The organism is Algibacter sp. (genome assembly GCF_039977455.1).
GTDB lineage: Bacteria > Bacteroidota > Bacteroidia > Flavobacteriales > Flavobacteriaceae > Algibacter_B.
Genome location: NZ_JBDWDG010000029.1, coordinates 1 through 22,440, shown reverse-complemented (window position 1 = coordinate 22,440; position 22,440 = coordinate 1). Strand labels below are relative to the sequence as shown.

The 22,440-nt window shown below is 33.1% G+C and carries 23 protein-coding genes; 15 read left to right on the top strand and 8 right to left on the bottom strand.

Going from position 1 to position 22,440, the window contains the following annotated elements; all coding sequences use genetic code 11:
• Nucleotides 1-68: 68 nt before the first annotated feature.
• The 12 genes from ABJM36_RS13665 to ABJM36_RS13610 all read left to right on the top strand — a co-directional run bounded on the left by ABJM36_RS13665 (nucleotide 69) and on the right by ABJM36_RS13610 (nucleotide 11,665).
• On the top strand, nucleotides 69-896 hold the full coding sequence (locus ABJM36_RS13665) for a prephenate dehydratase (RefSeq protein ID WP_348452058.1): 828 nt from the start codon (nucleotides 69-71) through the stop codon (nucleotides 894-896).
• Nucleotides 893-2,038, top strand: coding sequence for an aminotransferase class I/II-fold pyridoxal phosphate-dependent enzyme (locus ABJM36_RS13660; protein WP_348452057.1), 1,146 nt, complete (start codon nucleotides 893-895; stop codon nucleotides 2,036-2,038). The genes ABJM36_RS13665 and ABJM36_RS13660 overlap by 4 nt, the downstream gene beginning before the upstream one ends.
• A 1-nt stretch (nucleotide 2,039) precedes the next feature.
• Nucleotides 2,040-2,891, top strand: a complete 852-nt coding sequence (locus ABJM36_RS13655) for a prephenate dehydrogenase (protein ID WP_348452056.1) — start codon at nucleotides 2,040-2,042, stop codon at nucleotides 2,889-2,891.
• 204 nt (nucleotides 2,892-3,095) lie between these two features.
• Nucleotides 3,096-4,178 (top strand): bifunctional 3-deoxy-7-phosphoheptulonate synthase/chorismate mutase type II, encoded by a 1,083-nt coding sequence (locus tag ABJM36_RS13650; RefSeq protein ID WP_348452055.1) that lies wholly within the window; start codon nucleotides 3,096-3,098, stop codon nucleotides 4,176-4,178.
• A gap of 127 nt (nucleotides 4,179-4,305) precedes the next feature.
• A complete protein-coding gene (rsgA, locus tag ABJM36_RS13645) occupies nucleotides 4,306-5,256 on the top strand; it encodes a ribosome small subunit-dependent GTPase A (protein ID WP_348452054.1) in 951 nt (316 codons plus the stop codon).
• Nucleotides 5,257-5,404: 148 nt separating this feature from the next.
• Nucleotides 5,405-5,857: a D-aminoacyl-tRNA deacylase gene (dtd, locus tag ABJM36_RS13640; RefSeq protein ID WP_348452053.1), complete on the top strand. Its 453-nt coding sequence runs from the start codon at nucleotides 5,405-5,407 to the stop codon at nucleotides 5,855-5,857.
• On the top strand, nucleotides 5,857-6,402 hold the full coding sequence (locus tag ABJM36_RS13635; RefSeq protein ID WP_348452052.1) for a metal-dependent hydrolase: 546 nt from the start codon (nucleotides 5,857-5,859) through the stop codon (nucleotides 6,400-6,402). Before dtd ends, ABJM36_RS13635 begins: the two co-directional genes overlap by 1 nt.
• Nucleotides 6,368-6,694 (top strand): nucleotide pyrophosphohydrolase, encoded by a 327-nt coding sequence (locus ABJM36_RS13630; protein ID WP_348452051.1) that lies wholly within the window; start codon nucleotides 6,368-6,370, stop codon nucleotides 6,692-6,694. Before ABJM36_RS13635 ends, ABJM36_RS13630 begins: the two co-directional genes overlap by 35 nt.
• A 123-nt stretch (nucleotides 6,695-6,817) precedes the next feature.
• Nucleotides 6,818-8,041, top strand: coding sequence for a 3-phosphoshikimate 1-carboxyvinyltransferase (locus tag ABJM36_RS13625; RefSeq protein WP_348452050.1), 1,224 nt, complete (start codon nucleotides 6,818-6,820; stop codon nucleotides 8,039-8,041).
• 77 nt (nucleotides 8,042-8,118) lie between these two features.
• Nucleotides 8,119-9,168 carry a tRNA preQ1(34) S-adenosylmethionine ribosyltransferase-isomerase QueA gene (queA, locus tag ABJM36_RS13620; protein ID WP_348452049.1) on the top strand — a complete coding sequence of 350 codons (1,050 nt, stop codon included), beginning with the start codon at nucleotides 8,119-8,121 and terminating at the stop codon, nucleotides 9,166-9,168.
• Nucleotides 9,169-9,511: 343 nt separating this feature from the next.
• Nucleotides 9,512-10,552, top strand: coding sequence for a 23S rRNA (adenine(2503)-C(2))-methyltransferase RlmN (rlmN, locus tag ABJM36_RS13615; protein WP_348452048.1), 1,041 nt, complete (start codon nucleotides 9,512-9,514; stop codon nucleotides 10,550-10,552).
• 135 nt (nucleotides 10,553-10,687) lie between these two features.
• On the top strand, nucleotides 10,688-11,665 hold the full coding sequence (locus ABJM36_RS13610; RefSeq protein ID WP_348452047.1) for a polyprenyl synthetase family protein: 978 nt from the start codon (nucleotides 10,688-10,690) through the stop codon (nucleotides 11,663-11,665).
• A 1-nt stretch (nucleotide 11,666) separates the two neighbouring features.
• Here the strand turns inward: ABJM36_RS13610 and ABJM36_RS13605 are convergent, their stop codons facing one another.
• From ABJM36_RS13605 to ABJM36_RS13595, 3 genes are read right to left on the bottom strand one after another with little or no spacing between them, the layout of a single operon-like run.
• Nucleotides 11,667-12,611, bottom strand: coding sequence for a transglutaminase family protein (locus ABJM36_RS13605; RefSeq protein WP_348452046.1), 945 nt, complete (start codon nucleotides 12,609-12,611; stop codon nucleotides 11,667-11,669).
• Nucleotides 12,612-12,623: 12 nt separating this feature from the next.
• Nucleotides 12,624-13,547: an alpha-E domain-containing protein gene (locus ABJM36_RS13600; RefSeq protein WP_348452045.1), complete on the bottom strand. Its 924-nt coding sequence runs from the start codon at nucleotides 13,545-13,547 to the stop codon at nucleotides 12,624-12,626.
• A gap of 22 nt (nucleotides 13,548-13,569) precedes the next feature.
• Nucleotides 13,570-15,012: a circularly permuted type 2 ATP-grasp protein gene (locus ABJM36_RS13595; protein ID WP_348452044.1), complete on the bottom strand. Its 1,443-nt coding sequence runs from the start codon at nucleotides 15,010-15,012 to the stop codon at nucleotides 13,570-13,572.
• A gap of 400 nt (nucleotides 15,013-15,412) precedes the next feature.
• On the opposite strand from ABJM36_RS13595, the gene dnaG reads away from it, so the two are divergent.
• The gene (gene dnaG, locus ABJM36_RS13590; RefSeq protein ID WP_348452043.1) at nucleotides 15,413-17,374 is read left to right on the top strand and encodes a DNA primase; all 1,962 of its coding nucleotides are present in this window, start codon (nucleotides 15,413-15,415) and stop codon (nucleotides 17,372-17,374) included.
• A 10-nt stretch (nucleotides 17,375-17,384) separates the two neighbouring features.
• Here the strand turns inward: dnaG and ABJM36_RS13585 are convergent, their stop codons facing one another.
• Together ABJM36_RS13585 and nadE are read right to left on the bottom strand one after the other, a co-directional pair.
• Nucleotides 17,385-18,014 (bottom strand): response regulator transcription factor, encoded by a 630-nt coding sequence (locus ABJM36_RS13585; protein WP_348452042.1) that lies wholly within the window; start codon nucleotides 18,012-18,014, stop codon nucleotides 17,385-17,387.
• Between the two features lie 100 nt (nucleotides 18,015-18,114).
• Nucleotides 18,115-18,903 carry an NAD(+) synthase gene (gene nadE, locus ABJM36_RS13580; protein ID WP_348452041.1) on the bottom strand — a complete coding sequence of 263 codons (789 nt, stop codon included), beginning with the start codon at nucleotides 18,901-18,903 and terminating at the stop codon, nucleotides 18,115-18,117.
• A gap of 256 nt (nucleotides 18,904-19,159) precedes the next feature.
• Between nadE and gldB the strand changes: the two genes are divergently transcribed.
• Nucleotides 19,160-20,122 (top strand): gliding motility lipoprotein GldB, encoded by a 963-nt coding sequence (gene gldB, locus ABJM36_RS13575; protein ID WP_348452040.1) that lies wholly within the window; start codon nucleotides 19,160-19,162, stop codon nucleotides 20,120-20,122.
• Entirely contained in the window at nucleotides 20,122-20,457 is a 336-nt protein-coding gene (gene gldC / locus ABJM36_RS13570; RefSeq protein ID WP_348452039.1) for a gliding motility protein GldC, read from the top strand. Before gldB ends, gldC begins: the two co-directional genes overlap by 1 nt.
• A 9-nt stretch (nucleotides 20,458-20,466) precedes the next feature.
• Here gldC and ABJM36_RS13565 read toward each other — a convergent pair whose 3' ends face one another.
• From ABJM36_RS13565 to rodA, 3 genes are all read right to left on the bottom strand, one after another.
• Nucleotides 20,467-20,943 carry a hypothetical protein gene (locus ABJM36_RS13565; protein ID WP_348452038.1) on the bottom strand — a complete coding sequence of 159 codons (477 nt, stop codon included), beginning with the start codon at nucleotides 20,941-20,943 and terminating at the stop codon, nucleotides 20,467-20,469.
• 107 nt (nucleotides 20,944-21,050) lie between these two features.
• Complete coding sequence (gene def / locus ABJM36_RS13560; RefSeq protein WP_348452037.1) at nucleotides 21,051-21,608, bottom strand: peptide deformylase; 558 nt, start codon at nucleotides 21,606-21,608, stop codon at nucleotides 21,051-21,053.
• Nucleotides 21,609-21,745: 137 nt separating this feature from the next.
• Nucleotides 21,746-22,440, bottom strand: a 695-nt coding sequence (rodA, locus tag ABJM36_RS13555; RefSeq protein WP_348452036.1) for a rod shape-determining protein RodA, incomplete at its 5' end; no start/stop codon positions are given.

The following is a 22,440-nucleotide window of genomic DNA, read 5'->3' as shown; positions in this document are numbered from 1 at the left end:
ACTTTTTTTTGTTTAACCTTTAATGCATTGCATACCAATTTTAATTAAATAGAATTAAAAATTAAGTTTTGATAAACAAAGTAGCCATACAAGGTGTAATAGGGTCTTTTCATCACATTGTGTCGCAGGAGTTTTTTAGTAAGCCTGTAGATGTTATAGAGTGCATGACTTTTGATAGAGTTGTAGATGCTTTAATAACTAAAGAATGTGATGCTGCTATTATGGCTTTAGAGAATTCTATTGCAGGTTCAATAATACCTAATTATGCATTAATTGATAAGTATGGTTTACATATTGTTGGCGAGCATTATTTAGACATACAGCATAATTTAATGGCCTTGCCGCATCAAAATATTGCAGATATTAAGGAAGTGTATTCGCACCCCATGGCCTTGTTGCAATGTAAAGAGTTTTTTAAGCAATATCCGCATGTCAAATTGGTTGAAGATAAGGATACTGCCGAGGTGGCACAACGCATACAAGAAAAAAATATAGCAGGAATTGGAGCTATTGCGAGTGTTAAAGCAGCTGAGGTTTTTGAGTTGGATATTTTAGCACATAGCATACAAACGATTAAACATAACGAAACTCGTTTTGTAATTGTAAAGCGCAAGAATTCTGAAGTATTAGAAAGTGAAATAAATAAAGCTTCGGTTAAGTTTGAAGCAAACCATAAACGAGGAAGTCTCGCTACTATTTTAAATGTAATGAGCGATTGTAAGTTGAATTTAACAAAAATTCAATCCTTACCAATTGTTGAAACGCCATGGAAGTATGCATTTTTTGTAGATGTAACTTTTGAAAATTATTTAGATTTTAAAAAAGCAAAATCTGTAATTGATATTATGGGCGACGATTTTAAAGTATTAGGAGAATATAAAAATGCCAAGATATGATTGAACCAGCGAAAAGGTTACAAACGGTTGAAGAATACTACTTTTCGAAAAAATTAAGAGAAGTAAACTTGCTTATAGCAAACGGAAAACCTGTTATAAACCTAGGTATTGGGAGTCCAGATTTACAACCGCCAAAAAAGGTGTTATCTGCTATTTCTGCAAGTTTTGAAAATCCAATAGCTCATAAATATCAGAGTTATCAAGGATTGCCAGAACTTAGAGATGCTATATCGCGTTTTTATAAAACTCAGTTTTCGGTAAATATTAGTCCAAGTACAGAGGTTTTACCTTTAATGGGAAGTAAGGAGGGTATTATGCATATTTCTATGGCCTACTTAAATGAAGGTGATGAGGTGTTAATTCCCAATCCTGGATACCCAACATACCAATCGGTTACAAAATTAGTTGGTGCAAAAGGGGTGCTTTATGAATTAGATGAAGCTAATAACTGGATGCCAGATTTTAAAGCTCTAGAAAGTCAAGATTTAAGTAAGGTTAAGTTAATGTGGGTTAATTATCCGCATATGCCAACAGGTGCAAAACCTACTAAGCATGTTTTTGAAGAGTTGGTAGCATTTGGCAAGCGCCATAATATTTTAATAGTTAATGACAATCCTTATAGTTTTATTTTAAACGATGAGCCTAAAAGTATTTTAAGTATTGAAGGTGCTAAAGATGTATGTTTAGAGCTAAATTCTTTAAGTAAAACCTTTAATATGGCCGGATGGCGTGTAGGAATGGTTTTAGGATCTAGCGAGCATATTAGCAATATTTTAAAGGTAAAAAGTAATATGGATTCTGGTATGTTTTATGGCATACAAAAGGGCGCTATAGAAGCTTTAAAATGTTCAAGCATGTGGTTTGCAACTTTAAATAATGTATACCAAGAACGTAGAAATTTAGTTTGGCAATTAGCTGATGCACTAAATTGTACGTATGATAAAGAAGCAACAGGACTTTTTGTTTGGGCAAAATTACCAGCGTATTTAAAGGCCGAAGAATTTATCGATTTGGTATTGAAGGAGAACCATATTTTTATAACCCCAGGCACCATTTTTGGAACCAAGGGCGAGGGGTATATTAGGTTTTCATTATGCGCATCAACAGAAGTTTTACAAGAAGCTATAGCACGTGTTAAGTAGTATGAAAAATATATACGTCATTGGAGTTGGTTTAATAGGAGGAAGTCTTGCTATTGATATCAAGAAGCATAATCCGGATGTGATTATTCATGGAATTAGCAGAAAAGATGCTACGCTAGAAAAAGCGTTGGAGTTAAATTTAATTGATAAAAAAGCAACTTTAGATGATCTAGGAAATGCCGATTTGGTTATCGTGTCTATTCCAGTTGATGCTACGGTAAAGTTACTGCCTATTATTTTAGATAAAATATCTGATACAGGCTTGGTTGTTGATGCAGGTTCTACTAAGGAAGCGATTTGTAAGGTTGTTGAAAATCACCCAAAACGTCGTAATTTTTTAGCCATGCATCCTATTGCAGGAACAGAACATTCTGGACCTACAGCGGCTATTGAAGGTTTGTTTATAGGGAAAACAAATATTGTTTGCGAAGTTGAAAAAACAACATTTAAACTTCAAGAAAAAGCATTAAAGTTGTTTACAGATATTGGTATGCGCATTCGTTATATGAACCCTAAAGACCATGATAAGCACATTGCTTATGTATCCCATTTATCGCACATAAGTTCGTTTATGCTGGGTAAAACGGTTATTGATAAGGAACGTAATGAACGCGATATTTTTGATATGGCGGGAAGTGGATTTGCATCTACGGTACGTTTGGCTAAAAGTTCGCCAGAAATGTGGACGCCAATTTTTAAACAGAATAAGGCTAATGTTGTTGAAACCTTAGAGGAATATATAAACAACCTTACTCATTTTAAGGAGTTAATGAAAAGTGATAACTTTGACGAGATTTTTAACGAGATGCAAAACACCAATCATATTAAAGATATATTGAATGGGATTGTATAAAGGAACTTAAAGTTGGAAGACTGAAGTGAGGTTTGAGGATGTGCCCGCGTTAGGGATTGCAGAGGAAAGCCCACAGCGACTTTTTGGGAGCGAGGACTTGTAGCGAAAAGCCCGACCCTTGTGGTAACGCCCAGAAAAAGAGAATTAAGTAGTAAAAAATAAATAGTAAATGAAATAGCTTAAGCAGCTAAATATTAAGTAAAAATGGAAAACACAAAAAAAATGAGAACCTGGTTAGATGATTTAAATTTAGATCATCCGTTAGTAATTGCAGGTCCATGTAGCGCAGAAACAGAAGAGCAAGTATTAAAAATTGCTCACGAATTGAAAGACACAGATGTAAGCTATTTTAGAGCTGGGATTTGGAAACCAAGAACTAGACCTGGAATGTTTGAAGGTGTTGGTGCTTTAGGTTTGAAATGGTTACAAAAAGTAAAGGCTGAAACAGGAATGAAAGTTTGTACGGAGGTTGCTAATGCGGCTCACGTAAAATTGGCTTTAGAGCATGATATTGATTTATTATGGATTGGTGCACGTTCTACAGTGTCGCCTTTTATCATGCAAGAAATTGCAGATGCTTTAAAAGGAACGGATAAACCGGTGTTAATTAAAAATCCAGTAAATCCAGATTTAGCATTATGGTTAGGTGGTATTGAAAGAATTTATGCATCTGGTGTTAAAAACATTGGTGCAATACATAGAGGTTTTTCTACTTACGAAAAAACTAAATATAGAAATACTCCAGAATGGCAATTAGCTATTGAGTTTCAAAATAAATATCCAGATATTCCATTAATTAACGATCCGTCGCATATTACAGGAAAAAGAGATATGATTTTTGATGTGTCGCAAACGGCTTTAGATTTAAATTTTGATGGTTTAATGATTGAAACACATTATGATCCTGAGAATGCGTGGAGTGATGCTGCACAGCAAGTTACACCTTCTTCTTTAGTTCAGATTATGAAAGATTTAAAAATTAGAAAGGAGTCTAACACCGAAGCAGAATACAATAGTTCTTTAGAAAATTTAAGAGCTCAAATTGATATTGTTGATAATCAAATTCTTGAATTATTAGGTAAAAGAATGAAAACTTCAGACAGTATTGGAGCACTTAAAAAGCAAAAAAACGTTGCTGTTTTACAATCTAAACGTTGGAACGAGATATTAGGTAAAATGGTTTTAGAAGGTGAGCAACATGGTTTAAGTGAAGAGTTTATCTTGAAAATGTTTAAAGCGGTTCATCAAGAATCTATTAATCATCAAGAAAAAGTGATTAACGGATAATCTGTTAAATAAATTCTATAAAAAATGCCTCGCTTTTAGTGAGGCATTTTTTTTTGTTTAGTAAAAAGCAATTTTAGGCTTATGTAAATCAATTAAAAAATTGTTATTTTGTAGTATAATCTAATGAATGACAGGACACGTTTATAAATCTACAGGAAGTTGGTACACGGTAAAAACCGAATTGGGCCATACTTATGAATGCCGAATTAAAGGTAAATTCCGTATTAAGGGCATTAAAAGCACGAACCCAATTGCGGTAGGCGATGTTGTGGATTTTGAATTAGAAACAGATAATAATACGGAAACAGGTGTTATTCATAATATTCACGATCGGGTTAATTATATAGTTAGGAAATCTGTTAATTTATCTAAGCAAACCCATATTATTGCCGCCAATTTAGATCAGGTTTTCTTAATGATTACTATTAATAATCCGCCAACCCTTACAAGTTTTATCGATAGGTTTTTAGTAACAGCCGAAGCGTATTCCATTAAAACCGTTTTGTTGTTTAATAAGATTGATACTTACGATGAGGATACTTTAAACGAAGTTCGTTTTTTAGCACATGAATATCGCCAAATAGGGTATGAGTGTATTGGAGTTTCGGCAACCACAGGAAAAAATGTAGATAAAGTAAAATCTTTAATGGTAGGTAAAACAAGTATGTTTTCTGGGCATTCTGGGGTAGGAAAATCGACATTAGTTAATACTATTGAACCTACTTTAAATATAAAAACCAAAGCTATTTCTACACAACATAGCCAAGGGCAGCATACCACAACGTTTGCTGAAATGTTCGATTTAAGTTTTGGTGCAAAAATTATTGACACGCCAGGTATTAAAGGTTTTGGTGTGGTTGATATGGAACGGGAAGAAGTAGGCGATTATTTTCCTGAAATATTTAAACTTAAACAAGACTGTAAATTTAATAATTGCTTGCACTTAAAAGAACCAAAATGTGCTGTAAAGGAAGCTTTGGAGAATGATGAAATTGCACATTCGCGCTACCGAAGTTACGTGCAAATTTTAGAAGGGGAAGATGAACATTATAGAACTGATATTTGGGATAATCAGTAAAGTAGTTGGCAGTAAGTAGTCTTCATTTTGGTAATCTCAACAATCAGTTTTAGTATTAAAAACTTTGCGCCTTAAAGCCTTAGTGTGACAAAAATTAGAGTAAAAATAAAAAAAGAATCAAAAGATTTTCTTAGTGATTTAAGAGCTTATGAAAGTAGTTATACAAAGAGTGACTAAAGCAAGTGTAACCATTGACGGCGAAAAAGTAGCTTCAATAAAAAATGGACTTTTAATATTGCTTGGTATTGTAAATGAAGATACTCAAGAAGATATTAAATGGCTCTCCAATAAAATAATAAACCTAAGAATATTTGGTGATGAAAATGGTGTTATGAATACCTCATTAAAAGATACCAACGGCGATGTTATTGTTGTTAGCCAGTTTACTCTGCATGCTGCAACCAAAAAAGGCAATCGACCTAGTTATATTAAAGCAGCAAAACCAGATGTGGCTATTCCGCTTTATCAGGATTTTGTAACCCAATTAGAATTAGATTTGGGTAAATCGGTTCAAACAGGGCAGTTTGGTGCAGATATGAAGGTTGAATTGCTAAATGATGGTCCGGTAACGATTATAATAGATTCCAAAAATAAAGAATAATGGCATCCATATTCGGTCATGGTATAGTTGGTTTTACAATAACGAAAGTAGTTGATAATAAAAACCTAAAATGGTTGCTTTTAGCGGCTATATTTTCTACCATTTTACCAGATTTTGATGTTGTTACTTTTAAACTAGGTATCGTTTATCAACACCCTTTAGGGCATCGCGGATTTACACATTCCATTTTGTTTGCTATACTTTGGGCCATATTATTAATGTTAACTTTAGGCAGAAAACATAAGTTCATTTGGTTTTTTGTTATTTTTCTTTCCACATTATCTCACGGTATTTTCGATGCTATGACGTCGGGCGGAAAAGGTGTAGGTTTTTTTATTCCTTTTAATAATGACAGGTACTTTTTTCAGTTTAGAGACATACTAGTGTCTCCACTTGGCATTGAAAATTTTATTTCTTCGAGGGGGTTGGCGGTTCTTTCTAGTGAATTTAAATATATTGCTGCACCATGCTTGATAATTTTAATAACTTTAAACCTTAAAAAAAAGTATAATGAACATACAAAACGCACAAAAAGAAGTAGATGATTGGATAAAGGAACATGGCGTTCGCTATTTCAATGAACTTACAAATATGGCGCAACTTACAGAAGAAGTAGGTGAGGTGGCACGAATTATTGCTAGACGCTATGGCGAACAAAGCGAAAAAGAAAGCGATAAAGACAAGGATTTAGGGGAAGAACTTGCCGATGTTATGTTTGTCGTGTTATGTTTAGCTAATCAAACTGGAGTCGATTTACAAAGTGCTTTTGATAAAAGAATGGATATGAAAGGAAAACGCGACCACGACAGACACCATAATAACGAAAAATTAAAATAACTATTTTAGAATGTTAGGTGCTTAAACTTTAGGCGAATCCTAGAAAAAAAGACTAATTTACCTAGCATTAATCTCCATTATGGAGTAAATTTGCGACTTCTTTTAAATTTGAATTTTAAGAATATGCACTTTACACTTCAAAAATCTAAAATAGCTAAACAATCTTCTGTTCAAATAACAGGTTCAAAAAGTGAATCTAACAGGTTATTGTTACTTCAAGCTTTATATCCTGAGTTTAAACTTGAAAATGTTTCGAACTCTGATGATAGTAATTTAATGACCAATGCATTAAGTTCACAATCAGAAGTTGTAGATATTCATCATGCAGGAACAGCAATGCGCTTTTTAACTGCTTATTTTTCTATTCAAGAGGGACGGGGAACGGTTTTAACCGGATCAAAAAGGATGAAGGAACGCCCAATAAAAATATTGGTTGAAGCCTTACAAGAATTGGGAGCCGAAATTAGTTATGAAGAAAATGAAGGCTATCCGCCAATAAAAATTAAAGGATCTAAGCTTACAAAAAACAAAGTGTCCTTAAAAGCCAATGTAAGTAGTCAGTATATTTCAGCATTACTACTTATAGCTTCAAAGCTAGAAAACGGATTAGAATTAACTTTAGAAGGCGAAATCACATCCATTCCATATATTAACATGACTTTAAGCCTGTTAGACGAGATAGGCGTAGAGTCATCATTTACAGGGAATATTATAACCGTAAAACCAAACACTAAAAAGTTAGCACCTAAAACGCTTACCGTAGAGTCCGATTGGTCATCAGCGTCATATTATTTTAGTATTGCTGCTTTAAGCGATGTGGGTACAGAAATTACACTATCATCGTATAAATCAAATTCTTTACAAGGCGATTCGGCTTTAGTGGAAATTTATAAACACTTTGGAGTATCAACCGTGTTTAAAGGAAATTCAGTAACACTAAAAAAAGAAAGTTCAAATATAGAACCACTTACTTTAGATTTAAAAAATGCACCAGATATCGCCCAAACTATAGCGGTTACCTGTTTCGCTTTAGGTATGCCATGCGATTTAATAGGTCTGCATACCCTTAAAATTAAAGAAACAGATAGGCTAGTAGCATTAAAAACCGAAATTGAAAAATTAGGCGGCGAAGTAAGCATTACAGATAAGTCATTACATCTGTCGGCATCCAACACTATAAATTCTATGGTAGCTATTGCTACATATAACGATCACAGAATGGCAATGGCATTTGCGCCTTTAGCACTAAAAACACCAATAATAATAGAAGATGCTATGGTGGTTTCAAAATCATATCCAAGCTTTTGGAACGATTTAGAATCCATAGGATTTAATTTATCTAAATAATAAACAGTCATTTACTTGACAACCCCTATGTTCAGATTGTATATTTGCGCTTTCTAAAAATTAATAAAAACTAAAACATGAAATTATCACACTTCGGTTTCGAATTACCAGAAGAACGACTAGCTGAGTATCCTGCAGAAAACAGAGACGAATCACGTTTAATGGTACTAAATAGAAAAGAACAGACTATTGAACATAAAATGTTTAAAGATGTTATTGACTATTTTGATGAAGACGATGTCTTAATTTTAAACAACACTAAAGTGTTTCCTGCAAGACTTTTTGGTAACAAAGAAAAAACAGGAGCAAGAATAGAGGTGTTTTTATTAAGAGAATTAAACGAAGAGCAACGCCTTTGGGATGTTTTAGTTGACCCGGCACGTAAAATAAGAATTGGTAACAAACTTTATTTTGGTGATGACGATACTTTAGTAGCAGAGGTTATAGATAATACAACATCAAGAGGACGTACATTACGTTTCCTATACGATGGGTCTTATAGAGAATTCCGTATTAAATTAAACGAATTAGGCGAGACACCACTTCCTAAGTACATAAAAAGAGATGTAGAACCAGAAGATGAGGCACGTTACCAAACCATTTTTGCTAAAAACGAAGGTGCAGTAGCAGCACCAACAGCTGGTCTTCACTTTTCAAGACACCTATTAAAACGTCTAGAAATTAAAGGTGTTAATTTTGCCGAAGTAACATTACACGTTGGTTTAGGAACCTTTAATCCGGTTGAAGTAGAAGATTTATCTAAGCATAAAATGGATAGCGAAGAGCTTAAAATTGGAGCAGAAGCGGTAAAAACCGTAAATAGAGGTTTAAAGGAAAAACGCCGTATATGTGCCGTAGGTACTACAGCAGTTCGCGCGGTAGAAAGTGCCGTATCTACAAATGGCGAGCTAAACGAATTTGATGGTTGGACAAATAAATTTATTTTTCCTCCATACGATTTTAGTATACCAAATGCTATGATAACGAACTTCCATACGCCAAAATCAACCTTGTTAATGATGGTTTCAGCATTTGCAGGTCATGATTTCGTTAAACGTGCGTACGATGAGGCAATAAAAGAAGGATACAACTTCTATAGCTACGGAGATGCTATGTTAATCATTTAATTTTAGCATATAAAAATATACCAAAAAGCCTCTTTTCTAAGGGGCTTTTACTTTTAAAAATAATTTTGGCATTACCCAAGGGTCAGGCTTTATTCGTTGATTTTTAATGTAAATTAAATAATTCAGGAATATAAATATTTCAGCACTCGCTTTTTTGGGTTGCATACCTGCCTGTTGACGTACAGGAGTGTAACACCATAAAAGAGCTTTAACAAATGCCTCAACCCTTAATCCAAAGTAGAACTTTAATTTAAGCACATAATATCAATTTAAACAACGCCTTCCTTTTTTTAAGAGGAGATGCCGACAGGCAGAGGGGTTTTTTCCTTATTTTTGCATTCAAATGGAAATCAAGAAAAAAGACATACGCGCATTAACAAAAGAGCAACTTAGAGATTTTTTTGTGAAAAATGGCGATAAAGCCTTTAGAGGCAATCAGGTGTACGAGTGGTTGTGGCAAAAAGGCGCACACCAATTTGAAGATATGACGAATGTTTCGAAAGAAACCCGTCAAATGCTTGAAGATAATTTTGTAATAAACCACATTAAAGTGGACCAGATGCAGCGTAGCTCTGATGGTACCATAAAAAATGCTGTTCGCCTGCATGACGATTTAATAGTGGAGTCTGTTTTAATTCCAACAAAAACAAGAACAACAGCCTGTGTATCAAGTCAGGTAGGTTGTAGTTTAGATTGTAAGTTTTGTGCAACTGCACGTTTAAAACGCATGCGTAATCTTAATCCAGACGAGATTTACGACCAAGTGGTAGCCATCGATAACGAGAGTCGTTTATATCATAATCGGCCTTTAAGTAATATTGTGTTTATGGGTATGGGTGAGCCGCTCATGAATTATAATAATGTTATAAAAGCAATCGATAAAATAACCTCGCCAGAAGGTTTAGGGATGTCACCAAAGCGAATAGTAGTGTCAACATCGGGTGTGCCAAAAATGATTAAAAAAATGGCCGATGATGACGTTAAGTTTAAACTAGCCGTATCGCTTCATTCTGCTATAGATGAGGTTAGAACGTCTATTATGCCATTCAATGCTACTTTTCCGCTTAACGATTTAAGGGAAGCATTGCAATATTGGTATGCTAAAACCAAAAACAGAATTACTTACGAGTACGTGGTTTGGGATGGTATAAACGACAAAAGAAAAGATGTTGATGCTTTAGTTGAATTTTGCAAATTCGCACCTAGTAAAGTAAATATTATCGAATATAACCCTATTGATGATGGCGAGTTTCAACAAGCACAATCAAAAGCTATAGATATGTATGTCGAGGTTTTGGAAAGTAACCACATAACGGTAACAGTACGACGAAGCCGAGGTAAAGATATTGATGCAGCTTGTGGGCAATTAGCCAATAAATCTTAAAATTCAGTTGTTTAAATTGCTATGTTAAAAAGTAACTTTTAACCGGGTTATCAATTAATAACATTTATTTTTGTTGCATTGAGGTATTTCAAGATTATAGCATTATTATTAGATTTGCTAAAACCATAATTATATTTGAAAGTAGTAGAACAGATTAAGCAGCCTATAGCCTATGAAATGGATCTTTTCGAGCAAAAGTTTCAGCTTTCTATGTCTAGTAAGGTGGCTTTGTTAAATAGAATTACACACTATATTGTTAACCGTAAAGGAAAACAAATGCGACCAATGTTTGTGTTTTTGGTGGCTAAAATGGTGTCTAATGGTGAGGTTAGTGAGCGTACTTATAGGGGCGCATCGGTTATCGAGTTAATACATACGGCTACTTTAGTGCATGATGATGTGGTTGATGATAGTAATCGTAGGCGTGGATTTTTCTCAGTAAATGCGCTTTGGAAAAATAAAATAGCTGTTTTAATAGGTGATTTCCTTCTTTCTAAAGGCTTGTTGTTGTCAATTGATAATAACGATTTTGATTTACTTAAAATCATCTCTATAGCTGTGCGAGAAATGAGTGAAGGCGAATTACTTCAAATAGAAAAAGCCAGAAAATTAGATATAACCGAAGCTATATATTACGAAATTATTCGTCAAAAAACGGCAACCTTAATAGCGGCCTGTTGTAGTTTGGGTGCTGCTTCTGTAAAGCCGGAGTCTGATTATGTAGAACGCATGCGGAAGTTTGGCGAATTAATTGGTATGGCCTTTCAAATAAAAGATGATTTGTTTGATTATGGTGATACGCAAATAGGAAAACCAACAGGAATCGATATTAAAGAGCAAAAAATGACATTGCCTTTAATTTATGTTTTAAATAAGGCCTCGAAAAAAGACAAAAAGTGGCTAATCAATTCAGTTAAAAACCATAATAAAGATGCCAAACGCGTTAAAGAAATTATCGCTTTTGTAAAAGAAAATGGTGGTCTAGATTATGCCATAACTAAAATGAAGTCTTTTCAAGTAGACGCACTTCAATTACTTGAAGGTTTTCCTGATTCCGATTATAAAAGTTCACTTAAACTTATGGTGAATTATGTTATTGATAGAAAAAAGTAATCTATTGCTGCTGCTGTCCTTGTTGCATGACTTCTAAATTTCGTTGGTAACTATTATTGGTTGTCGAAGTGTTAAAAACAGGAATGTCTATAATGGCATCCTTATTAGTTTTAACCTCTACGCTTACTTCCAATTCTGCTTCAACATTACCTTTATAAACCCCTTTTACAGGAGAACAATCACTATAATACCTACCTACAGCAATCCTTACGTGGTTTTGGTTGGCTATGGCGTTATTTGTAGGGTCTATGCCTAACCATCCATAAAACGGTATGTAAACTTCAACCCAGGCATGGGTAGCACCTGCTCCTCTAGTCATTGTATTGTTAGGACAAATATAACCGCTTACATAGCGTGCAGGTATACCTAACATTTTTACCATTTTTAAGAGTACATTGGTAAAATCTTGACATACACCAGCTTGTAGTTTCCACGCTTCTTCTAAAGGAGTGTTTACATTGGTTATGCCAGGTTTGTATTCAAAATTATCATGTACATATTCGCATAACTCAAGTACCGCTTTAAATGGCGATTTTGTTTTAAGCATTTTGTCTAAAATGATATCTTTAATATCTTGACTCCCACTAAAAGCTTTGCATTTTGTGTAATCAATAAATTCGATCGTGTTTTTTATACGGTTTAATTCTTTCCATTGTGATGCGATATCTGCGCTATCCTCAGGAAAAATTCTTTCGGTTGTATGAACTTCAATATCCGATATGATACTTAATTCTCTATGCGGTTTAGTAACCATAAAAGTTCCAACGCGATTATTAAAGAAATCAATAAAGGTTTCAATGTACGGGTTGTGAGTAACAGATATTAAATGTGATTCAACCTTTTGGTATTCATCATTTATTGGGTGTAATCGTAAAAGTGTAGCACCATCAATTACAGGGCTGCTATACTTGTATTTAGTAATATGTTTAATATAAAATGTGGCCATAAGGTAAAGGGATCAATTATTGTGAGAAAAATAAACAGCATTAATATTTAAAGAAATATTTCTAATATCTTCTTTAATATCACTTATGAAATTAGTTAATCCTTGATTATTAATGTTTTCAATAGTAGTATATTTAATTGTGCTTTCAAGTTTTCCTAGTAAAAATTCTATTTTGTTTTTTTCTAGCTCTTTGCATTCAATTAATTGGTTGATGTGTTTATTAAGTTTGTTTATGCAATAGTACACCGATCTAGGGAATAACTTGTCCTGAAAAACCATACTTATAACGTGTTCTTCATTAAAGGTTGATTTATGTGTTTTTAGGTACAATTGATATCCTCCTATGGAAAGGAGTAGGTTTTTCCAGTAGAAACTTTTTTCTAGATTATCTGTTGTGTTACTAATATCCATAAGTTTAAGCGATGTAAAATCCGATATAAGGATTACGCGCTCTAAATATTTGCCAACATTCATAAAATAATATGAAGAACCACGCTCTTGAGTAATATCGCAGGTGCCATAATATACAAGGTGATAATTTCTTAAATCTTCTAAAAACTGAACAGGATCTTCTTCTAGTTTTTTTGGTAAATCGCTTTTGGTAAGATAGAGGTAATAGTTATTTATACATAACCAAAGTTCTCTAGATATATGCTCTTGGACACTTCTTGCATTTTCTCTAGCTTTGGTTACAATATTTAAAATAGAATTAGAATTTTCTGTGTTTAGCACCATAAATTTAATGCACTCCAAAGAGTCTTCTGTGTAAAAGTCATTGTCATAATTTGTAAATGTTTCCATTATTGGAGTCCAAGAAAATAACTCTGGAGAGTCCTGGTTGGCGTAATAGTTTACTTTTAGTAAACTTAAAATACCGTTTCCTCGTTCCATGTATCTGTCTAACCAAATAAGATTATTTGCTACTCTACTTAACATATATTAGTTTTTTTAATAAGAATTATTCTATTACCCATGTGTCTTTACTTCCCCCGCCTTGCGAGCTATTAACTACTAAGGATCCCTTCTTAAGGGCTACTCTAGTTAGTCCGCCAGGGCAAATATCAATGCCATCTCTTCCAGTTAAGGCAAATGGTCTTAAATCGATGCAGCGTGGTGATAATTTACCATCAATATAGCAAGGCGCTGTTGATAGTCGTAAAATAGGTTGTGCAATAAAATTTTCAGGTTTTTTCTTTACGTTTTCTAGATAGTCTTCTATTTCATCTTTAGAAGCTTCATGTCCCATAAGCATACCGTAACCTCCGCTACCATCAGTCTTTTTAATAACCATTTCTTTTATGTTTTTTGTTACATAGTCAAGCTCATCTGGTCTGCCTAATTGGTAGGTTTCTATATTTTTCAAGATAGGTTCTTCTCCTAGATAGTATTTTATCATGTCGGGCACATATATGTAAATCGCTTTATCATCGGCAATACCTGTTCCTGGTGCATTAACAATATTTACATGACCTTTTCTGTAAGCAGCCATAATGCCTGCAACTCCTAAAACACTTTTTTCGTTAAATTCTAATGGGTCTAAAAAGTCATCATCAACACGTCTATAAATAACATCCACTTGTTTAAGTCCATTAGTGGTTTTCATGTAAACAAAATGATCTTTTACAACCAAGTCGCTACCTTCAACCAATTCAATTCCCATTAATCTAGCTAAAGTAGTATGCTCATAATAAGCCGAATTATAAATCCCTGGAGTTAACAATACAATGTTAGGCTCTGATTTGTTAGAAAGTTCTTTAAGCTTTTTATATAATAAATTAGGGTAGTTAGAAACAGATCTTACATTACTTTTAGGTAAAATTCCAGGGAACAAGCGTTTAGATATTTCTCTGTTTTCTAACATATAACTTACGCCCGATGGTGTTCTTAAATTGTCTTCAAGAACGTAAAATTCTCCATCGTTATTTCTAATTAAATCTACTCCAGATATATGCACATAAATATCGTGAGGCACTTTTACGCCTTTCATTTCACGTAAAAAATTAGGGCAAGAGTAAATTAACTCCCCAGGTATAATGCCGTCCTTTATAATAAATTGCTCATTATAAATGTCTTTTATAAATAAATTTAAGGCTTTAAGGCGCTGCTTTATACCAGATTCAATTTTTTTCCATTCGCTAGAGGTTATAATTCTGGGAACAATATCAAAAGGAAATATTTTTTCTATACCTTCATTATCATTGTAGACTGTAAAGGTAACACCTTGACTCATAAAAAGTTGTTTGGAAAGGTCTTCCTTCTTTGTGAGTTTTTCAGATGAGGTATTTTCTAGGTACCTTATAAATTCTTCGTATTGCGTTCTAAACACAGAGCTATTGTTATACATTTCATCCCATGTTTTAGGAAGTAAGTCGTATGAAGAAAATAAATCGGTTTTGGCCATAGTTTTACGTTTTCTTAAATGTAATAATATTTTATATAATATTTAAAAAATTATGAGGTTGTTTGAAAATAAATTGGTGATTTATAATTATTGTTGAAAATAATTTCAATTATGCTTTTTTCGGGTGAAGAAATTATGATTTATTTATTATTAATATGTTAAGTGAAGTGTTTTTTAACAATATAGTAATGAGCTGAAACCTTAATAATAATAGGTGCTTTAATTATTTTTATATTTTAAATCTTTGTTTGTTCTTATTGACTTTTATAATACTATTTAAAAGAATATTCTCGTTGAGAATAAAAGTATTTAAAAGACCTTTTTAATAATTACTTAAGAAGCATAACTTCAAAAATGCATTATTTTGTGTTACTTTTGTATGCACTAAAAACACAATCTTTTGATATCACCATCTTCCATCGACCAAGTATTTGAAACCGCCCGAGTAGAGGAGGTTATTGGTGATTTTGTTCAGCTAAAAAAAGCGGGTAGTAATTTTAAAGGATTAAGTCCTTTTAGCGATGAGCGTTCACCAAGTTTTATGGTGTCGCCGGTAAAGCAAATTTGGAAAGATTTCTCTACCGGTAAAGGCGGGACTTCCGTGTCTTTTTTAATGGAACACGAGCATTTTACTTATCCTGAAGCTATTCGGTATCTAGCTAAAAAGTACAATATTGAACTAGAAGAAACCGAACAATCAAATGAGCAGAAGGAAAAAGCAAACGAACGAGAAAGTCTTTATCTAGTAAGTGAATTTGCAAATACTTATTTTCAAAAAGTATTACATAAAACCGATCAAGGGCGATCTATAGGTTTAAGTTATTTTAAAGAACGTGGTTTTACTGAAGAAACCATAAAAAAATTCGATTTAGGGTATTCCCTTAACGAATGGCAAGCTTTTACAGACGAAGCCTTAAAGCAGGGTTATAACATAGATTATTTAGCAAAAACGGGACTTACTATTGTAAAGGAGGATAAGCGTTTCGATAGGTTTAAGGGCCGAGTTATGTTTCCTATTAAAAGTATGAGTGGTCGTGTTTTAGGTTATGGTGGCCGTATTTTAATTGCCGATAAAAAGGCTGCAAAATATGTGAACTCTCCTGAGAGTGATATTTACCATAAAAGTAAAGTGCTTTATGGTATTTACCATGCTAAACAAAGTATTGCTAAAGAAGATAATTGTTATTTGGTTGAGGGTTATACCGATGTCATTCAATTTCATCAAACCGGAATTCACAATGTGGTGTCTTCATCTGGTACTGCATTAACTTCCGAACAAATAAGGTTAATAAACAGGCTTACAAAAAATATAACTGTCCTTTTTGATGGTGATGCGGCAGGAATGCGAGCTTCACTAAGAGGTATAGACTTAATTCTGGAACAAGGTATGAATGTTAAGGTTTGTACATTTCCAGAAGGTGAAGATCCAGATAGTTTTGCAAAACAAAATACCTTAGAGGAGCTTTCATTGTATTTAAATGAAAATGCTAAAGATTTTATTCAATTTAAGGCCTCGATTTTGTTTGAAGATTCAAAAAACGACCCTATTAAAAAAGCCGATACCGTAAGAGATATTGTTAATAGTATTGCTAAGATTCCAGATCGTATAAAAAAAGAAATTTATATTCAGGAATGTGCTAGAATTATGGATTTGAGCGAAGAGGTGCTTTTTAGTACGTTGGCCCAGATGGATAAAAAGGAGGCCCAAGAAGAACATAAAAAAGGAGCTCCAGATCACCAAGCTTTTGAGGTTATTAAGCATCAACAACAACCAGTTGAAAAGGTTGATGTGCAATATCTATTAGAACGAAAAATAATAGAAATATTATTGCTCTATGGAAATAAAACCGAAGATTTTGAAGATTTAGTATTAAAGGAAAATGAAAAGGGCGAATTGATTTTAGAACCTATAATTCAACAGGCTAAAGTTTTCGAGAAAATATTTCTAGATCTTCAAGAAGATGAAATGCAGTTTACCAACGCTCATTTTAAGACGCTTTACTATACTATTATAGACCGTTTAAATCAAGATAAAAATTTTGAATTAAAAACATTTGTAAATTCTGTAGACCAAAATATGGCGAATGAAATTACAACTATTTTAATGGATGACGAGCGTTATGCTTTGGATGACTGGAATAGGATGAATATTTTTCCAAAACAAAAAATGAATAGTGTTGCCCAATTGGTTAGCGAAACCATATTGAGTTTACGATGCTTTTTAATAGATTTAAAAGTAAAGGAGTTTCAACAAGAAACACTACATAACAAAATAGACTCGAATAGAAATATACTTGAAGAAGTAAAAGACTATTCGGGTCTAAAAATGTTACTGTCTAGAAAACTAAACAGAGTTTTGTAATAAATACTTACTATACTTGTTGACTAAGTTTAGCTTGATTTACTAAATCAACTAAATTAGTAACTTTAAGTTTTCTCATTAACCTAGCTTTGTAAGTACTAACTGTTTTTTCGTTAATATCTAACTCCTTAGAAATTTCTTTATTCTTTCTTCCTATGGTAAGAAGCTTTAATACTTCTGATTCTCTTGTAGAAAGTTTTTTGTAAAAATTACCGCCTTTATTAACTCGAGTTCCAAACGCAAGTTGTTGCGTTAAATCGTTACTTAAATGAATGCCACCTTCATGAACTTTTAAAATGGCTTCATTAATAGTAATCACATTTTCAGATTTGTTTATGTAACCTGCAGCGCCTGCTTTAACGGCGTTTATGGCATAAACTTCTTCTGGTTGTGAACTAAGAATAATGGTTTTAATATCCGGGAAATCATTTTTTAAATAACGTAATACTGTTAATCCGTTTAATTTCGGAAAATCTGTTTCGGTTAAAATAATGTCTACTGGATTTTTCTTTACAAAGTCTAAGATGGCTTCGCCATCATCTACACTGCCAACAATTTTTATGTTGGAGGACGCAGAGAATAGGACTTCAAGTCCCTTTCTCGTAATTGGGTGGTTGTCTGCTATTAATAATTTTATCATAATTGTACAGCTTATTTTTTAATTAACTAATTGAGAGAAAGTTATGTTGAGAGATATAAGCTGTCGTAAATGTAATACTTTTTTAAATAATCTGCAAAAATTACAACAATTTATGGGGAATTTCGCATATTGGAATAGGAACCATCTTATGTTTATTGTTGTTATTATATCGTTTATAAATATTAAATACCTCTTGTTCTCGACCATTAAAATCATTAGCTGTTTTGCCATCGTTATCCATTTTCATAGCCCATTCTAGCTCTGGGTAAGATGCGCCTATTTGGTCTTCATCACTTCTAGCATCGCCAAATAAACCATCGCTAGGAGAGGCTTTCATAATTGATTCTGGCACGTCTAAATATTCACCTAACTTGTAAACTTCAGATTTCATTAAATCGGCAATAGGGCTTAAATCGACTCCACCATCCCCATATTTTGTGTAAAAACCAACACCAAAATCTTCTACTTTGTTACCTGTTCCGGCAACGAGTAATCCGTAAAGACCAGCGTAGTAATACAATGTCGTCATTCGTAATCTAGCACGTGTATTGGCTAAAGCCATGTCGATGGTGGCTTGTTTGCCTTCCATAAATACTTCGGTTTTAAACTCTTCAAAAACAGGCGTTAAGTCGGCACGAGTGGCATCAACATTGTCAAATCGGTTTTTAAGATGTGCAATGTGCTCATTAGCACGACTTACATGGCTTTCTGCTTGGTGTATAGGCATTTCCACACATAAAACATTAAGTCCAGTTTTTGCACATAACGTTGAGGTTACAGCAGAATCAATTCCACCAGAAACTCCAACTACAAAACCATTTACACCAGCTTTAGTGGCATAATCTTTTAACCAATTTACAATATGATTTTCAACTTTTTCTGTTTGCATATTAAATGAATTTAAATGTAATAATAGCAATTAAATTTTAAAATAACCTACTATTAATTTGACTTATTTTTTCTTAAGTAGAATAAGAAAATATTGGCAAAGTATTAATTACAATTCTTTTTTAAATTGAAATACGCGTAAAAAAGAAGCATAATTACATGTGTTATTTTGAAACTTAATAGGTATAACAGTACCTTTGCAAACAAAAATAGCCCAAACGTTCAATTTATAAAAATTTAAGGCGTTTAAGTTTTCTATGAGATCTATAATTTTATTTTTATCTGTAATCTTGATGGTTGTTTCTTGTAAAAAAGAAAATGCCCTTGAAACTGAGATTGCTAAGATAGATACCGATGTTAAAATTGAACGGTTCGATAGATTATTTGCTCAGGTAAATTCAGGCAAGTTATCTAGTTTAAAAGCGGCTTACCCTTTTATGTTTTCTGAAAAGTATACAGATTCGTTTTGGTTGGCAAAAAAATCAGATACATTGCAAGTGCAGTTATTTAATGAAGTTGATAAAGCCTTTGCTGATTTTGAGAGTACAGAATTAGAAATTGAATCCTTTTTTAATCATTTAAAATATTACTATCCAGAATTTAATCCACCTAGAATAATTACAATAACAAATGACGTAGATTATAGAACTCCCGTAATTGTTACAGATACGATTGCTGTTATCGCGTTAGATACATACCTAGGTAGTAACCATGAATTTTATGGCGGTATAGCTAATTATTTAAAAGCTAATTTTAATAAAAGTCATCTGGTAGTAGATCTTGCAAATGCCTATGCCGAAAAATATACATACCACCCAAAACGAAAAACTTTATTGGACGAAATGATATACTTTGGTAAACTTTTATATTTCAAAGATGTTATGTTGCCCTTTAAAACAGAGGCCCAACGTATTGGTTATACCCAAGAAGATATAGATTGGGCTATAGCTAATGAAAGTTATATTTGGAGGTTTTTTGTAAGTCGCGAATTATTATTTAGTACAGATGCCAAACTACCTAGAAGATTTATTAACCCTGCGCCATTTTCTAAGTTTTATTTGGAAGAAATTGATGGGGATTCCCCTGGACGTTTAGGGCAGTATATAGGCTGGCAAATTGTTAGGGCATATATGAAACAAAACAATGTGTCTTTAAAAGACATGTTAATAAAAAGTACCGAAGATATTTTTAATAACTCAAAGTTTAAACCACGTAAGTAATGGCAAATACAACTACCTCGAAAATAGAATTAAATGTTGAATTAGATGAAAACAGGGTGCCTGAAAAATTACATTGGACAGCCCAAGATGGCGGTGTGTCTAATGCCGAGGCTAAGGCTATGATGCTTGCCGTTTGGGATGCTAAAGCTAAGGAGGCTATGCGTATAGATTTATGGACTAAAGATATGCCTGTTGATGAGATGAAGGTGTTCTTTCATCAAACTTTAGTAGCTATGAGTGATACTTTTTATAGAGCAACTCAAGATGATAAGATGAGCGCTACAATGAAAGATTTTTGCGACTATTTTGCCGAAAAGCTGGAATTAAAAAAGTAATACGCGTTTTTAAAAATTCATAGCTAAGCCAAAGCCCCTACCATTTGATATAATTTTAAACTCAGGTTTAAAAGTTGTGTAGGATGTTGTGTTTATTGAAGCATTGTAAAGTTCTACCGCTTGGTTAATTTTTTTATTTGAACTTGAGGAAATTGGTATCGCTACTATTACTAGTCCAGCGCCAATACCTGCCAATGTCCAGTTTACTTCACCACCACCTAAAGCATTTCCTAAAGGCCATCCAATTAAGCCACCGCCAACAAAACCTAATACACCAGATATGCTGCGATTAGTTCTTCCCGTTTTTATTAATTTATAGGCATCTGTATTAGATTCAATTATAGATGCTAAATCACCAATAGATATAAGTTCATTATTATAGGTGTATTTGTAACCTCCAAAAACTTTTTCAGTATCAATTTTTTGAGCATTAACAAAGGAGGCACAGGTTAAAGTAATTACTAAAATTATTAAGTATTTTTTCATTTTAAAAGGATTAGGTTAAATTTGGGTTTCTATTACTTTCAATAACAAATATATTGAATAATTTTTTCGTTGATGGTTTAATAAAAAAACGGATTTGCTATTGAAGGTTAAGGTTTAGTATTTTTTAGGTCCTTTTTTAAATGATCGAGATATAAGATGCCATTTAAATGATCTATTTCATGTTGAAAAACAACCGATGTAAAACCACTTACGTTTTCTGTTTTATGTTCCGAATTCATGGTATCGTACTCTATAGTTATAGAAAACGAACGACTGTCAAGAGTTTCTGATCTATTCGGAATGGATAAACAGCCTTCTTTTACTGTTTGTTTTTTTTCGGAATATGATATAATTTGTGGGTTTAAATATACCTCAAAAGGGAAATTTTCTTTATCAAAACGTTGAACCCAAATTATATTTTTTAAAATACCAACTTGTGGTGCGGCAATACCTACGCCTAAAGATAAGCTGTCCCTTACGGTAGCATAAAGACGATTAACAAAAGTTCTTAAAACCGGGTTCTTAGGATTTGGTTTTATATAGGCGCTTTTCATTCTTAATAGTAAAGAATCTTTGGTATTATTTATCTTGAAAACGCGCATAGGTTTTATACTATCAGCGTTCATGATTAATGTGGTTTCATCCAAAGAAAACGATTTTCTCAAAGTGTTTTTTGAGCTAGAACAGCTAGCTATAACTAAGCATACAATAAGAGTTCTGACTATTTTTAACATGAAATCAAGATATTATTAAATAACTGGTTTTTACCATCGGAGTAAAATAATTAAATGCCGATTATCGACTACCATTCGTTTATTTTGTTGGAATCTAGTTTTACGAATATAAAAATAAGAATTGTAAATGCCCATAGTCCAGAACCACCATAGCTAAACATAGGTAATGGAATTCCAATGGTAGGGATTAGACCCATAACCATACCAATATTAATAAAGAAATGTATAAATATGATAGAGGCTACACCGTAACCATAAACTCTACTAAATTGCGATTTTTGTAACTCTGCTAAATGTAAAATACGGAGTAGGAGTAAAACAAATAAAATTACAACCATAGCACTGCCAAGAAATCCCCATTCTTCGCCTACTGTACTAAAAATATAATCGGTATGTTGTTCGGGTACAAATTTACCAGTGGTTCGTGTGCCTTCCATAAAACCTCTTCCGGTAAGACCTCCAGAGCTAATTGCTTTTTCAGACTCGTTAAGGTTATAGGCAAAGGTGCGTTTCATTTGTTCTAGCTTTTTTGGGTCTTTTTCTAAGCGTAACCATAGACTTATTCGGTCCTGCTGGTGTGGTTGTAAAATACTTTGGTAAAAGAATTTGACACCAAATGAAATGGCAATTGCTGCTGTTAAAATAAAAACAGATTGAAAAATCCGTAACTTTTTTTTGCTTAAGAAATGGTATGTTATAACAAAAATTAAAGCGGTAATAGTTGCTATTATTGCTCCGAATTTTAAGGATAACATAGAAAGTA